This is a genomic window from Hymenobacter glacialis (assembly GCF_001816165.1).
GTDB lineage: Bacteria > Bacteroidota > Bacteroidia > Cytophagales > Hymenobacteraceae > Hymenobacter > Hymenobacter glacialis.
The window spans coordinates 22,652-37,198 of record NZ_MDZC01000036.1; the positions used below are offsets into that span (position 1 = coordinate 22,652).

Here is a 14,547-nt window from a genome sequence, read left to right on the forward strand (position 1 = left end):
ATCAATTTTAGCACTGCGGTAGAGATGCTTCGGCTGCGCTCAGCATGACGTTCCAGTGGGTCTCAGCGGGCAAGCAGCCGCCTACCAATACACCGTGTAGAGCGTGGTGAGGATGACCATGATGACCATGGAGCCAATAGCGAAGCTGCGCGTGGTTTTGAACATGCTGCGGTCCACCTCCAGGCCGTTGGTTTTCACGCCGCGGCTGGTTTCATACAAGCTGATAACGACCATGGCGGCCACGCTGATAAGGAAGACAAACCCCATCCGGTCGAGGAACGGAATTTCGTACACGCCCTCTGCATTTTTCACCGCAAAGCCCAGCGGCGAGAGAAACGACAGGTCGGCGTAGAGGGGCAGGAACTTGAACAGCACCGACAGCAGGAAGCCGCCGATGGTGGCAAATAGCGCGGCCGTAGAAGTTGTCTTTTTCCAGAAGAAGCCCAGAATAAACATAGCAAAAATGCCCGGCGACACGAAGCCCGTGTACTCCTGAATGTATTGGAAACCACCTTTTTTGTCGATACCCAAGTGCGGGGCGATGAGTACGCCCATCATCATGGCCACTATCACGGCAATTTTGCCCGTAGCAACCAGGTTTTTTTCCGAGGCGTTGGGGTTGATGACCTTTTTGTAGACATCAAGCGTGAAAATGGTGGCAATGCTGTTGGCTTTGCCGGCCAGCGAGGCCACTACCGCGGCCGTGAGCGCCGCGAAGGACAGGCCCTTGAGGCCCACGGGCAGAATATTGAGCAGCACCGGATAAGCGCGGTCGGGGTTCAGGTTGGTGCCCTCACCAAATTCAGTGGCCCCGAATACGTCGGCGTTGTAGAGCACGTAGGCCGCAATGCCGGGCAGCACCACAATCACGGGCATCAGCAGCTTGAGGAACGCGGCGAAAAGGATGCCGGCGCGGGCCGTGGGCAGGTCGGCTCCCAGGGCGCGCTGCGTAATGTACTGGTTGCAGCCCCAGTAGTTCAGGTTCACAATCCACATGCCGCCCAGCAGCACGGTGAGGCCCGGCAGGTCGATGTAGTTAGGATTTTCCTTTTTGAAAATCATCTGGAAATGGTCGCCGGCCTGGGCCGTCATCAGGTTGAAGCCGCTTATCACGCCGCTTTGGCCGTAGTGCTCGGCCACCAGGTTCAGGGCCAGGTAAGTAGTGGCCAGGCCGCCCAGAATCAGGAAGAACACCTGGATAACGTCGGTGAAGCCAATGACCTTCATGCCGCCCAGCGTAATGAGCACCGCAAACGCAGCCAGCGCGTAGAGGCAGAACTCCAGGTTGAGGCCGGCAATGCTGCTGATGGCAATAGCGCCCAGGTACAGAATCGAGGTCAGGTTGACCACGATGTAGAGGGCCAGCCAGAAAATGGCCATAATCATGGCCACCGTGCCATTATAGCGCTGGCTGAGGAACTGCGGCATCGTGAAAATGCGGTTCTTCAGGTACACCGGAATGAAAAACACGGCCACCACAATGAGCGTGATGGCGGCCATCCATTCGTAGGTGGCTATGGCCAGACCCATCTTGAACCCTGAGCCGGACATGCCCACAAACTGCTCGGCCGAGATGTTGGAGGCAATGAGCGAGGAGCCAATGGCCCACCACGTCAGGGAACCTTCGGCGAGAAAATAGTCCTTGGAATCGCCCTCAAGGGTGCCGTCGTGGCCGGTTTTGCGCCGGTAAATCCAGATGCCGTAGCCGGATACGATGATGAAGTAGACGAAGAATACGATGTAATCAATCGTGTCGAGCTTATTCATTGAGCAGAAGAGGAATTGGGTTGCTGCACCTCATCAACGCGCGAAATAGCGCAATGATGGCGAAGCTATTAATAAGTAATGTTCCGGTAAAAAAACCGCTTCTGAAAGAAAATCTTTGGTTTCTTCCTAGAATTGTCGCTCCAACTACTCCCCCAAGCCAGCGGCGCGGGCGGGCTACTTGCCTCGCATGACCAGGGTGCCGGTGCCCTGGGCAGGCCGGCCGTCTGCGCTCACGCCCTCGGCCACGGCCTGGAAAGTGCCGCCGTCATCGGCGGTGAAGAAGTAGAGCTCAGCCTCGCCGCGGGCGTTGGTGCGCACGGTGGGATTCCAGTAGATGGTGCTGGTGCGCGGGTCGGCGGGTGGGTTGGTGAGCAGGGCGTTGTAGCGCGGCTGGTAGAACTCCCGCGCCGCGTAAAAGCCGGGCACTCTCACGGTGGCAATGCCGGGCGCCGGCGCGGCCGAGCCTTTGTAGTTCGGGTCGGCTCGCTTGGTATAAATGGCAATGGCCCCGCCCGTGCCACCAAAAATGGCGGCTTCGGGTCCCTTAAAGACCTCCACCAATTCAATATCCGATGCTTGCAGGCTGGTAATAAACTCCACATCAACCCGGTTGCCATCCAGGATGAACAGCGGCGTGCCCTGGCCGCGAATTGACACCGACATGTTGGGCGGGTTGCCCGTGACAGACAAGCCCGCCACCCGGCCCTGCAGCAGTTGCAGCACCGACAGGCCCGACTGCGCCTGCGGCATGCTGGCAACGTCGACGACGGTGCCGGCGGTAGCACCGTAGAGGCGGCGGGGGTCGTCGCGCGGCACGGCCACGCGCTTGGCCGTCACCGACACGTTGCTCAGCTGGATATTGCGCAGGGCTTTTTCGGGGTGCAGCTCCAGGTCGGTGGCCTGGGCCTGGCGGCTGCGGCGTACAAAGGCCGCCACGCCGGCCGGGGCCGCGCTCAGGGCCGGCAGGGGCGGCAGCGGCTGGGTGCCGGGTGCGGGGCCCTCATCGGGACGAATGATGACGTTGGAACCGCCCTGCGCCCGCCGCGCCTGCAGGGTAATCACAGCCGTGTCCCGCACCGCAAAGCCGGTGAAGGTGAAGCGGCCCTGCGCGTCGGTGGTGGCCGTGGCCACGGTTTTTGCTGGCCTCACCTGCAGGAAAGTGAGCTGGCTGTTGGCAATGGGTTGGTTGCCGTTCTGGCTCACTATCTGGCCGGTGAGGGAAATGTCCTGCTCCGGCAAAAACCGCACGGCGGGCGCTTGCCCCGCCAGCACTTCTTTCCACACAAACCGGCGCCAGCCCTGGGTCAGGAGCAGGTCGTCGAGGGCCTGGCTGGTGGCCGCCGAGGGCTCGCGGAAGTAGTAGCCGGGGTTTTCCACGTGCCCCACCAGGTCGGAAGTGAGCAGCAGGTTGGAGACCACGGTCTCGGCGTTGGGGGCCAGGGCACTGAGGGTGGCGTCGCTCACCGCCACCGACAGGTTGGCGGCTACCGGCTGGCCAGCCGCATCGGCCACACGCACCTTAAGCTGCACGGGCGCGTGGGGCCCGTAGCTGGCTTTGTCGGGCGTCACGGTCACGCGCAGGTCGGCCGAGGCGTTCTGGGCAAAGGCCAGCCGCTCGCAGCGCGGCGCGCCCTGCGCATCAAACAAAGTGAAGTGCACAATGCCTGTTGGGTAGTTTTTCTTCGGCATGCGCCACACGGCCGGCGCTTCGGCGGTGGGAGTGCGCGGGCCGGGGTAGGCCACCACGCCGCGCACCTGCGTGAGCAGCTGCACCGGGCCGGAGGCAGCCGTGCCCCGGTAGCGGGCTTCTACCAGGAAGCTCTCGTCGCTTTCTACCACGTGCAGGGTGTAGCCGCTGGCCTGCACGGCCGGCAGCGGGTACTCGGCGGTGCCGCCGTCGGGCAGCGTGAAGCGGGCGCGGTACTTCTGGCCCGCGCCAGGCACAAAATTGAAGCGGCCCATGCCCGCGTGGCGGGTGGTGTAGGCAGCAACTACGGCGTTCTGGGCATTCACAATCTGGCCGCGCACGGCGATGCCGCGGCCGCTGGCATCGGTGGCTTTGCAGGCTACCATGGCGGGCAACCCTTCTACCAGGTAGCCTCCTTCAGGGAAAAACTGCACATCGGGCTTGGCCGAGGCGCCGCCGGGTGCCTTGGCTTTGCTACCGGCCGCAGTGGCGGTGGTGGCTTCCTGGGGGCCCAGCGGCGAGGCCAGCCAGATGTTGAGGCGGCGGCTGTACACGAAGCTTTCGCCGGCGTTGCGCATCCAGTTGGTGTAGGCACGCAGCTCGTAGACGCCGGCGGCCAGCGAGTCGGCAATGCTGAGGTCGCCGCTGGCCCGGCCGCCCTGCAGGCGCAGGGTGCGGCGGGCCACCACGCGCCGCTCCGCCGACACCAGGTCTACGTGCAGCACCTGGCTGAGGGAGTCGAGGCGGTGCAGCGAGGCATCGACCACGTAGGCGCTGAACCAGATGGTTTCGCCGGTGGCGTACACCGGACGGTCGAGGTGCAGGTACACTTTTTCGCCCTTGGCAGCGGCGTAGTACTCGCCCAGCTGGCGGGCTATGCGCTGCATCAAGCCGTCTTCGGCGGGCCCGAAAGCCATCAGCCCCATTCCACTGGCCAGCAATACCGCCAGCACTCCTTTTCGCACGCGCATTACATTCATGGTCGCTTTCTGTCGATAACAGCGGGCTTGAGGTTGAAGCCCGCTGCAAGATTACCGCACAAAGATGGCGACGGCACGCAGGACACTTCTTTCCGGCTCCCGGCGAAGCCATAGCTGAAAGGAGGCCGGGCGCGCATCCCAGTGGCGCAGTTTCCCTGTCGCTGTCCTGCAAACCGCCGTACCCAACCGGGCCTGGCTGATTAGGGCAGGGGCCGCCTACACCGGCAGGCGCACCACAAATTCGGCGCCTTGCCCCTTCTCACTCGTCACGCTTAGCGTGCCGCCGTGCCCCTGCGTAATGATGTCGTAGCTGAGCGAGAGCCCCAGGCCTGTGCCTTGCCCCGTGGGCTTGGTAGTGAAAAACGGCTGAAACACCTTTACCAGCACATCGGGGCTAATGCCGGTGCCATTGTCGCGCACCCGAATAATATAGGCGTCAGCCGTGCGCTGGGTACTCACCCACAGCTGGGGGCGGTAGCTGGCACCTTCCTGTTTCTGGCGCTCGTGCACAGCATAAAAGGCATTGGAAAACAAGTTGAGCAGCACCCGGCCCAGGTCCTGCGGCACCACGGCCACGGGGGTTGGCGGCGCGTCAAACGCCGTGGTTAGCGTAGAATTGAAGGACTTGTCTTTGGCCCGCAGGCCGTGAAAAGCCAGCCGCAGGTATTCGTCGCAGAGGTCGTTGAGGTTGGTGGGCTGGCGCTCGCCGGTGCTGGTGCGGCTGTGCTCCAGCATGCCACGCACAATGCTGGCCGCGCGCTGGCCGTGCTGCGATATTTTCATCAGGTTCTGCTGCACGTCTACCAGCAGCTCGGCTTCCAGGGCGGCGTCACGAGCGGGCTTCTGCTGCTCTTCGTTCAGCTCCTCCATCAGCTCGGTGCTCACTTCGGCAAAGTTGTTGACGAAGTTCAACGGGTTCTGAATTTCGTGGGCAATGCCGGCGGTGAGCTCTCCCAGGCTGGCCATTTTTTCCTTTTGAATGAGCTGCGTCTGGGTCACGCGCAGCTCGGCCAGGGCCGTTTCGGCGCGGTTTCGCTGGCCCACTACCTCGGCGGTTCGCTCGGCTACCTGGTGCTCCAACACGTCGTTTTGGGAGGCCAGCAGGTGCTGCTTTTCCTGTTCCTGGGTCCGCGTGCGGGCCGATAGCTCCTCTACTTCCTGGAGCTTGTGGGCCAGCTCCTTGCCGGTGCGGGCGTAGCGCTGCCCCAGCAGCAGCGACAGAATGAGCGGATTGGTGATGTAGGAACCATTGAGCAGCGCATTGCCCAGCACGTAGTGTGGCGTGAGGGCCGTGACCAACGTACCCGACATGAACAGCGTGGCCCCGACAAACATGGCTGCCATGACCGCTCCTGCGCCCATTTCGTGCTGGCGCCGCCCCCGCAAACTGGCCCGCACGGCATCAATGTAAATGCCAAAGGCAAACACGTAAATAGTAAAGATGGGCCCCCACCACGCCACGAAATTCAGCACCAGCGCCGTGACAAATAACACCAGCAGCAACCGATACGACCACCCCCGCGGCTGGTTGGCCATGCTGTAGATGGTGGTGAGCCCCGCTATGGCTGCTATGGTAGTCAGGGTTACATCGGCCACGCCGGCCCCAAATATCACCGCCGTATGGTCGGAGCTTATCCAGGCGATGCCAGCCACTGCGGCCCCCAGCGCCGCCGGCAGCGCGTAGCCGGAATAATACAGGTTGCCGCGCTCCTTTCGGAACCACAGAAACAGCATCAGGTGCACAAACCCGGCAAAAAACAGCATGCCCGCTCGTCCCGCAAACTGGAAACTATCGGTGCGCCGGTCGGAGAGGTAGCGGGCGGCGGCGGCGGCGGCCTCGTGCACCTCCAGGCGCACGGCCGGCGTGCCCTGCAGCAATAGTCCTGATGAATAGGTATAGTACAGGTTATCGGGCCCGAACGACCAGTGCACCAGTACGGTAACGGTGCCGGCGCGGGCAAACTGCACGGGCACCGGCTCGTGGTTAAGGTAAAGCGTTTCCTCGCCGCCGGGCGAGCCGAGCAGGCGGCCGCGGCGGCTGAGCAGCTGGCCATCGAGGTAAATTTCGGTGGCCCCGGTTTGCGAGAGGGCGAGGGCCAGCGGGCGGCCTACCCAGGCGGCGGGCACCGGCAGGCGGTAGCGCCACCAGCCCTGGCCGGCACTTTTGGCAGCGGGCAGGCTATGCAGGTTGGCGGTGGGGTCGAGCGGCTGCCAGCCGGGTCCGGTCGCTGAGTCGGGGCCGGGCCGGAAGGTCCAGCCCGCCGGGTCCAGCAGCACGCCAGCTGCCGGCAGGCGCGGCGCATCCTGTGCCCGCACCTGGGCCAGAGCGGAGGTCAAGCCAAAAATCAAATAAAACAACCAACAGCGGACGGGCATGAGCAACGAATAAATCGGCAAATCGGAAGGAACTCCTAGGCGCGGGGAGCCTTGGAGCGGCGCAGGTGCTGCCACCAGTAGTTGGCCTGGTGCAGCAATTTAACGGGCAGCGAGTCCAGCACATCGGTCCAGGGCAGGCCCTTAGCAAAGCGGCGGCGGTCGCGCCAGCGCAGCACGGCCAGCACATCGGGCTCGTGCAGGTCCCAAATCTTACAAAAAGGAGCGTTGCTGCCACTGGCCGCAATAATGCCGTTGACGGCGCGGCGAGCGGCCTCGTTGGCACCTTCCATGGTGGCCAGGTCGGTGTTGGTGCGCACGTAGTCGGAGGCCAGAAACAGGTTTTCGATGCCGCAAAAGCTCTCCGGGCGCAGGCTCCAGGAGTTGGCCGTGTTCACGAGCAGCGGCTCGGTGTTGTGCAGGGTGGCAAAGGGGCTTTTCACCGGCGGGGGCGTGGGCCGGTGCGTATCGGGCTGAATGTCGGAATCCACAAAATAGCCCACGCGCATCTCATCAGTCAGCAAGCATTCGCCGCTGGCTTGCACCAGGCTCTTTTTCAGCTGGGTCCACACTTCCTCCACCACTTCGGTTAGGGTGCATTCCGAGGCCTTTTTGTTGTTCAGGCCCGGCTCAAACCAGTTGCTCACGTCCACCGATACCAGGCCCTTCACCTGGCCGTCGCCGTAGCCCGACAGCGGGTGCTGGGGCCAGAACTGCGCCTGCGAAATACCCGTGAGCGCCCAAGGCGAATCGAGGCAGATGATGTGGCCCGGCGCCAGCGGCACGTCCACGTTGAGGTAAAACTGAATGCCGTTCATCCAGTTGAGGGCCTGGGTGGCGGGGGCGGCCAAGGTTTGGATGAAGCCCAGTGTCTCGTCCACGGCCAGCATATCGGGGCTGATGAGCTGGGCCATGCGCTCCACGGGCACCGCCGAAATGTAGTAGTCGGCCTCAATGCGCTCCTCGGCGCGCCCACGTCGGGGCGCACGTAGGCAGCCGTGATGCGGCGGCTGAACGGGTCGCAGTCGAAGCGGGTGACGTAGCGGTGGCGGTGGTAGCGCACGCCCAGCGTTCCGGTGAGGTGGGCCAGCCAGGGGTTGAGCCACACCTCGTTGGTGGGGCCGTTGAGGATGCGGTCGGTGTGGGCGGCGGGGTTGGCCGTGAGCAGCAGCAACTGAAGCAGGATGTCGCCCCCGGTTTTGATGCTCATCAGCTTGGGTTGGGCCGCTACCAGCGAATGCGTGAGGCCGCCCACGCAGTAAATTTCGTAGGGAAACGGCACGCCCGGCGCGTACCCGTCGCGGTGGCGCTGCTCGTCGGTTTGCATGAACTGCCACCAGCTTTGGCGCTCGTACACCTGCTGCCGCCGCTCGTAGCTGGACGTGAGGATGCGCCACAGGCTGTGGGCAAACAGCTTGATGTCGCTGGCGTTGAGGCCCGTGTCGGCATGAACCAGGACCTGCAGAATGGTTTCGAGGTCGGCCCGCGATTTGGGAAAGTTCACCAAGGCCGGCAGCGGCGGCTTGCCAAACCGGGCCAGCAGCACCCGCTCCGACGCCACCAGGTTGTCGAACACGCCCTGCTTGTTGGTGCCGTAGGGAATGCGCTTCATGGTATCGGTCACGTGCCGGTAGAACCCGGGAAAGAACCGAAAGCCGTGCTCGCCCGGCAGGTCGGGGCGGCCGTCGGTGCCGGTGTGCGGCACCGATACCGAGCGGGCCTTGCCGCCCACGTAGTGCGGCTGCCGCTCGTACACATCCACCGAAAAGCCGCGCTCGGCCAGTTCGTGCGCGGCGCTCATGCCGGCCACTCCTCCCCCCAATATAGCAACCCGGATACCTGAAGCAGGACTCGCCATCATTATCAGTGCTTACCAATGATAGGAAAATACCTATCTGTCTGTCAATATATTGCACAGACCGCGAAGGTATGCGCTTTTGAATACAATTGCCAAGCCGCCGATAACCCCAGAAAATGCGACGAAATACCGAGGCGAATGGCTGATAAATAGCCAGAAACAGCAGCCCACCAGCAAAAGCATTACCCCCAGGCCCGGCTGCTCCAGGCTTGCATCGCCCTGCCCTCTCACAAAGCACCAGCTCGCCGCCCAACTCCCGGCACAGCTCTCAGCACCGGGAATTGGGCGGCAGGGGCACTATTCCTTCTCGAAAAGGGCCGATACCCAGCTCCGCAGCGTGCGGTGGCGCTGGTAGCGCAGGCCGTGCTTGGCGGCTTCGGCTTGTATTTTGGCCAGGTCTTCTTCGTAGAAACCGCTGAACAGAATGGGGCGGCCGCTGGGCAGCAGGCGGGCGTACTCGTGCATGTCTTCGAGCAGCACGTTGCGGTTGATGTTGGCGAGGATGAGGTCGAAGGGGGCTTCATCGGCCAGGGTTTCCACCCCGCCCAGGCGGCACTCAATGGTGCAGCACTGGTTTTCGGCGGCGTTATCGCGGGCATTTTCCACGGTCCAGGGCTCGGTGTCCACGGCCAGGATTTGGCGGGCGCCCAGCATTTCTGCCATGATGGCCAGGATGCCGGTGCCGGTGCCCATGTCCAGCACGCGCAGGCCTTTGTGGTCCACGTCGAGCTGGTTTTCTATCATCAGGGCCGTGGTTTCGTGGTGGCCCGTGCCGAAGGACATGCGCGGCATGATGACGATGTCGTAGTCCACACCGGCCGGCTCTGGGTGAAACGGCGCCCGCACCGACACCCGTTCGGCAATGATGAGCGGCTGGAAGTTCTTCTCCCACTCGGCATTCCAGTTCTGACGGGTGATGGTGCGGTGCGAGTAGTTCAGCTCGCCAATGCCCGCGTAGCGGCTCATGATTTCGGCCACCGCGTCGGGGTTGAACACGTCTTCGGTGGTGTAGGCGCAGAAGCCCGCGTCCTTGTCTTCAAACGTGTCGAAGCCTACTTCGGCCAGCTCGGCCACCAGAATGTCGGACAACTCGCGTGGGGCTTCAACGGTCAGTTCAATAAAATCCATGCGGCGCAGGGGTCAATGGTTAAAAAGTCCACAAAAGTCGCCCTAAAGAGTCGGTTTGCTACGCTGCCGTCCCCGAGATTTCTGAAAGACGAAGGGTAACCGACGCTTTTGCCTATCATTTAAAACAAGTAGGTTTTCCACATTGAGAAATCATAACCATACTCCACAACTCAGGTGCTGATACCGCGCCAGAGGCGGCGGCGCAGCTCACCGTCGTTGGCCAGCACTTCCCGCAGCGGCCACACTGCTGATAAGGTGACCAGCCCGGCCAGCAGCACGCGCAGCCACCACCACGGCACGAAGTAGAGCACCGCCGCAAAGCCAACGGAAAACATGCTCATCAGGCTGGAAACATTGTTGCGCATGTTGGCAAAATCCACGGTTTTAACCACTTGCTTCGCCTTATACAGACTACCCCACAGCCCGATGGCGGCCAGCCCGGCGGCGCTCAATGGCAGCAGCCCCAGCAGGTGCCACAACGAGGAGGGAAACAGGGCCAGCAACAGCACAGCCGACAGCAGGCAGTCGACGAGCACCACCGGGCCCACCACCCGGGCATACAGCACCAGCAGGCGCGAGGTGAGCCCCAGGCGCTGCAGCTCATTGGCCGCCATGGCCCCCAGGAAGCCAAACAGGTTGTTGTTGGCGTAGGTGAAGCCTACCATGGGTAGAAAGGCTATGTAGAAGAAGCCCTGAGTAGTCAGCTTGCCATTTTTAACAAAAAACAGCCCGGACGCACCCACCAGCAGCACCTTTATGACCAGCCCCATTAGCAGCGACAGCCAGGCTTTGCGGGTGTACACTTTCCATTCTAGGGGCAGGCGGTCCAGCGCCCGGCCGGCGGCGTGGGCCGGGTCGGCCGGCAGATAGCGGGCACCGAAGGACGGCGCCACCCAATAGAGCTGCGCGGCCCACAAGGCACAGGGCAGCAGCACCATGGCCACGCCCAGCGCGGTGTAGTAAGGCTGCGTGGGGTGAAGTATCCACCACACCATCAGGGCCAGGGTGGCGGCGTGGACCAGCAGCAGCGGGTGCCGCCAGCGCCGCAGGGCTCCCAGCAGGCGCACGTTGAAGCTGAGCACCGCCCCGCCTAGCACCAGCAGCAGGCCAAAGCCCGGCACCAGCCCGTGCCGGGGCGCCACCACCAGCGCAGCCAGCAAGAAAACCGCGCTGAGCAGACGCCGCAGCGAGATTAAGTCCAGCAGAAACGCCGTGACCACGTTCTGGCGCGCCGACACCGGGAAATGCTCGGGCAGCGGCCGCGTCACGGGGCGCAGCGTGGGCACAAAGTCCACGACCAGCGCCGAGACCAGCCAGGCGGCGTTGAGCACCAGCAGCAGCTCGGGCAATACCTCGCTGATACCGTCTGATTCGCGGTGATTGAGCAGCACGCCAAACCCTGCGCCATAGCCCATCATGAACACAAGCAGCGCCACCACGCCCACCCGCTCGCCGGTAGCATCGGGCCACACCACGGCGCGCAGCCGCTTACCCAGCAGGTAAGGCAGAAAGTGGCCTAGCGTTGCGTAGTCAGCCATGTCAGGTCCTGCGCGGTGGTGGTAGCCGGGTGAAGGAGGCGGAGCAGGGCATCGCCCAGCAAGGCGCCCTGGCCCTGCAGAAAGTCGGCCATGGTGCCCCAGTACTTCACCTCGCTGTCGTCGATAACCAGCAGGTGGGTGGCTACTTTTTCGATATGGGCTAAGTTGTGCGACGACACAAACGTGAGGGCCTGCGGCCGGTAGCTATTGAGCAGCGCCAGCACGCTATCGGCCGAAAACACGTCGAGGCCGTTGAACGGCTCGTCCAGCACCAGCAGCTCGGGGCGGTGCAGCAGGCAGGAGGCAATGGCCACTTTCTGCTTCATGCCGGTGGAAAAGGAGCTGAGGCGCTTGCGACGCACGGCATCGTAGTCCTCCAGCAAGTGCGCCAACAAGCTCTCAATACGCGGCTGGGCATCGGGTAGGTCGTAGATGCGGGCCACAAACTGCAGGTACTCTTCGGGCGTGAGCTGCTCCACCAGGTACGCCTGATTGACGAGGGCGCCCATGCGCCGTTTCACGCTCACGGGAAAGGTTTCGCCCAGGGGCTGGCCGTCGAGCAGCATGGCGCCGCTGGTGGGCAGCAGCACGTTGGTGAGCAGGTTGAACAGGGTGCTTTTGCCGGCGCCGTTGCGGCCCAGCACGCCCACGCAGTAGCCGGTATGCGCGGTCAGGGACACGTCGCGCAGCACGCGTTTGGGACCAAAGGCCTTGGTCAGGTTCCGAAGTTCAAGTTCCATTGATTGGCAGCGGTAGATGCCAAAGAACGTCATGCTGAGCGAAGTCGAAGCATCTCTACCGCGAGAGTAAATTATTACTACTGCGGTAGAGATGCTTCGACAAGCTCAGCATGACGTTCTTTACTTCAGAGGCTTACTTCTTGCAGCCGGCAAAGGAGCGCACCTTGGTGTAGTGAATAGCAAAATCGGCCCGGCTGCGGTCGGTGGTCACCAGCAGCACGTAGTCGGCAAAGTCGCGGGCGGGAGCATCGGCCCACAGGCCGGCTTTATCAGCAAAGAGCTTGTTGTCTTCTTTGAATATCACGACGTCGGCAAATGCCTCTTCCGGCTCCACGTACACCGTGCCGTAGCAATAGCGGCGGCGGCCAGGGTCGGTTTCGAGGTACACCGAACCGTAGATTCTGCACGGTTCCAGCGGCCCCGTCCGGAGGGCGTGGCCGGGCACGGCGGGTGGCTGGGAGGCCGTGGGGCCGCCCGGTGCCGTGGCCAGCCAGGCCGTGAGCAACAAGGAGAAAAACATAGCTAAAGCAACAGGTTTCTGAATGAGGCAGCACAAGGCCGCCGGCCGGGACTGGCCTCCAACAACGGTGCCAAGCCCGAATTAGAACGACTGAATGATGGCCATAAAGTCGGCCGCTTTCAGCGAGGCACCGCCAATCAGTCCGCCGTCAACGTCGGGCTGCGAAAAAAGCTCCCGCGCGTTCTGCGCGTTGGCCGAGCCGCCGTACAGAATGGTGGTGTCGAGGGCAGTTTTGGCGTCATAGGCGCGGGCAATTCGCTCACGAATGAAAGCATGCACTTCCTGGGCCTGGGCGCTGGTGGCCGTGCGCCCCGTGCCAATGGCCCAGATGGGCTCATAAGCCACGGTTACTTGGTCGAATTCTTCGTTGCTGAGATGGAACAAGCCGTCGGTGAGTTGCTTGCCGATGTAGTCAAAAGTCTCGTCGGATTCGCGGGTATCCAGCGACTCGCCCACGCAAAAAATCGGCTTCAAGCCGGCAGCCAGCGCGGCTTTCAGCTTCTGGCTCAGCAGCTCATCGTCCTCGCGGAAGTACTGGCGGCGCTCCGAGTGGCCCAGAATCACGTACTCGCAGCCCACTGAAGCCAGGAGCTTGGCCGAGACTTCGCCGGTGAAGGCTCCGCTTTCTTTCTGGTGGCAGTTCTGGGCACCGAGGTGGAACTTACCGCCCTGCGGCAATGCCTGGCCTACGCCGTGCAGCACCGGAAAGGGCGGGCAGATAACAACTTCGGGGAAATCAGTTCCGGCCGGATTGGCGCTGGTCAAAGTGGCTATTTCTCCCACCAAAGCCAGGGCTTCGGGGTAAGTCAGGTTCATTTTCCAGTTGCCGGCAACGAGGTTTTGGCGCATAAGCTGAGGGTGCGGTGCACGTGAAGGTTGAAGGCACAAAGCTAGCAGGGCCGGGCACACCGGCGCACCCAGCCGCCACGGGGCCACCGGATGGGGACTACTCGCCCGCGCTCATGGTGCTGGAAGCGGCTATGTCCGCCTCGCGGGCGGCAGCGGCTTCGTCGCGTATCTGCCATGGGGTTTTGCGGCCGCCCTGCCGCGAGAATACGATGCCCAGCACCGCCACAATGACGGCGCCGGCCAGCGCGGCCCAGCCCAGCTCGGGCACTTCGCGCAGGCGCATCACCCAAACGGCCACCAGCGCCCACGCCAGCACCAGGGGGTATATCATGTCGCGAAAGACGCGGCTAATGAGCAGGCCCAGCGCCACCACCACCACCAGCAAGCCCAGCGTGAGGATTATAGACATGCCATCGGCGGTTTGCCAGCCCAACTCGCGCAGCCCAATGGTGATGTTAATGACCGAAGCCACCGAAATCCAGCCTAGGAACAGGGAAAACGGCACGCCGACCCAGGTCGGGGCCGCATTCACAAAAATGCGCCGCCGGGCCCGCCCGTACACCACCATCAGCAAAGCCAGAATCAGCACCATGAGGCCCACGCTGGGCAAAATTTCCTCGTAGGCAAACAGCACCACCCAGCCCGCCGTAGCGATGTTGGCCAAGGTCAGTGGTTTGGCCAGGGCAGTGGGCAGCGACAGCCTGCTCTGCGCCGGCAGCAGCTGCCACACCGCGTATACCGCCAGGCCCAGAAAAATCAGCCCCCAAATGCTAAACGCGTAGCCTGCCGGCGTGAGCAGCGTGGGGTAGCGGGCCGAAACCTCCCCCATGGTCTGCCCATTGAATGGCTGCGTATTCGAATAATAGTTGAGAAAAATATTGCCAAAGATGGATGCCGCTGTCAACCAGCGCCACAGCCACCCTACTGCTGAGGTATCGGGGGCAGCGTAGTTATCGGGGAAGTGGGTAGCAGTCGGCATATTTTAAGAGGCAGATGTTTTACCTACGCGTCAGTACAAGGCTTGGATTAGGGCGTCTTGGCGCTGCTTTGCCCACCTAATCAGCATGGCAATAAAGCATTATTCAGACTACCCCCATCCACTTGTGG

Annotated in this window: 11 protein-coding genes; all 11 read right to left on the reverse strand. The window is 62.6% G+C overall.

Annotated features, from left to right (window positions below; translation table 11 throughout):
- Positions 1-81: 81 nt before the first annotated feature.
- The 11 genes from BEN48_RS03540 to BEN48_RS03590 all read right to left on the reverse strand — a co-directional run bounded on the left by BEN48_RS03540 (position 82) and on the right by BEN48_RS03590 (position 14,419).
- Positions 82-1,767, reverse strand: a complete 1,686-nt coding sequence (locus tag BEN48_RS03540; protein WP_070732994.1) for a sodium/sugar symporter — start codon at positions 1,765-1,767, stop codon at positions 82-84.
- 174 nt (positions 1,768-1,941) lie between these two features.
- Positions 1,942-4,434 (reverse strand): TonB-dependent receptor plug domain-containing protein, encoded by a 2,493-nt coding sequence (locus BEN48_RS03545; protein WP_070732996.1) that lies wholly within the window; start codon positions 4,432-4,434, stop codon positions 1,942-1,944.
- A 216-nt stretch (positions 4,435-4,650) separates the two neighbouring features.
- On the reverse strand, positions 4,651-6,771 hold the full coding sequence (locus BEN48_RS19580) for an ATP-binding protein (protein ID WP_241502158.1): 2,121 nt from the start codon (positions 6,769-6,771) through the stop codon (positions 4,651-4,653).
- Between the two features lie 74 nt (positions 6,772-6,845).
- The gene (locus BEN48_RS19340) at positions 6,846-7,721 is read right to left on the reverse strand and encodes a hypothetical protein (RefSeq protein WP_070733002.1); all 876 of its coding nucleotides are present in this window, start codon (positions 7,719-7,721) and stop codon (positions 6,846-6,848) included.
- Entirely contained in the window at positions 7,622-8,608 is a 987-nt protein-coding gene (locus BEN48_RS19345; protein WP_241502163.1) for an NAD(P)-binding protein, read from the reverse strand. The genes BEN48_RS19340 and BEN48_RS19345 overlap by 100 nt, the downstream gene beginning before the upstream one ends.
- A 354-nt stretch (positions 8,609-8,962) precedes the next feature.
- A complete protein-coding gene (gene prmA / locus BEN48_RS03565) occupies positions 8,963-9,793 on the reverse strand; it encodes a 50S ribosomal protein L11 methyltransferase (RefSeq protein WP_070733006.1) in 831 nt (276 codons plus the stop codon).
- Between the two features lie 170 nt (positions 9,794-9,963).
- Positions 9,964-11,331, reverse strand: a complete 1,368-nt coding sequence (locus BEN48_RS03570) for a hypothetical protein (RefSeq protein WP_070733008.1) — start codon at positions 11,329-11,331, stop codon at positions 9,964-9,966.
- The gene (locus BEN48_RS03575) at positions 11,310-12,071 is read right to left on the reverse strand and encodes an ABC transporter ATP-binding protein (protein ID WP_158010094.1); all 762 of its coding nucleotides are present in this window, start codon (positions 12,069-12,071) and stop codon (positions 11,310-11,312) included. Before BEN48_RS03575 ends, BEN48_RS03570 begins: the two co-directional genes overlap by 22 nt.
- A gap of 133 nt (positions 12,072-12,204) precedes the next feature.
- Positions 12,205-12,591 carry a hypothetical protein gene (locus BEN48_RS03580; RefSeq protein ID WP_241502159.1) on the reverse strand — a complete coding sequence of 129 codons (387 nt, stop codon included), beginning with the start codon at positions 12,589-12,591 and terminating at the stop codon, positions 12,205-12,207.
- Positions 12,592-12,672: 81 nt separating this feature from the next.
- Entirely contained in the window at positions 12,673-13,440 is a 768-nt protein-coding gene (gene tpiA, locus BEN48_RS03585; protein ID WP_070733011.1) for a triose-phosphate isomerase, read from the reverse strand.
- 97 nt (positions 13,441-13,537) lie between these two features.
- Complete coding sequence (locus tag BEN48_RS03590) at positions 13,538-14,419, reverse strand: hypothetical protein (protein ID WP_070733014.1); 882 nt, start codon at positions 14,417-14,419, stop codon at positions 13,538-13,540.
- Positions 14,420-14,547 lie beyond the last annotated feature (128 nt).

Coding starts and splice junctions, on each gene's coding strand:
- BEN48_RS03570 (WP_070733008.1), bottom strand. CDS start 11,331: ATGGCTGACTACGCAACGCTAGGCCACTTTCTGCCTTACCTGCTGGGT.
- BEN48_RS19345 (WP_241502163.1), bottom strand. CDS start 8,608: ATGAGCGCCGCGCACGAACTGGCCGAGCGCGGCTTTTCGGTGGATGTG.
- BEN48_RS03540 (WP_070732994.1), bottom strand. CDS start 1,767: ATGAATAAGCTCGACACGATTGATTACATCGTATTCTTCGTCTACTTC.
- BEN48_RS03580 (WP_241502159.1), bottom strand. CDS start 12,591: ATGTTTTTCTCCTTGTTGCTCACGGCCTGGCTGGCCACGGCACCGGGC.
- prmA (WP_070733006.1), bottom strand. CDS start 9,793: ATGGATTTTATTGAACTGACCGTTGAAGCCCCACGCGAGTTGTCCGAC.
- BEN48_RS03575 (WP_158010094.1), bottom strand. CDS start 12,071: ATGGAACTTGAACTTCGGAACCTGACCAAGGCCTTTGGTCCCAAACGC.
- tpiA (WP_070733011.1), bottom strand. CDS start 13,440: ATGCGCCAAAACCTCGTTGCCGGCAACTGGAAAATGAACCTGACTTAC.
- BEN48_RS19340 (WP_070733002.1), bottom strand. CDS start 7,721: ATGGCCCAGCTCATCAGCCCCGATATGCTGGCCGTGGACGAGACACTG.
- BEN48_RS03545 (WP_070732996.1), bottom strand. CDS start 4,434: ATGAATGTAATGCGCGTGCGAAAAGGAGTGCTGGCGGTATTGCTGGCC.
- BEN48_RS03590 (WP_070733014.1), bottom strand. CDS start 14,419: ATGCCGACTGCTACCCACTTCCCCGATAACTACGCTGCCCCCGATACC.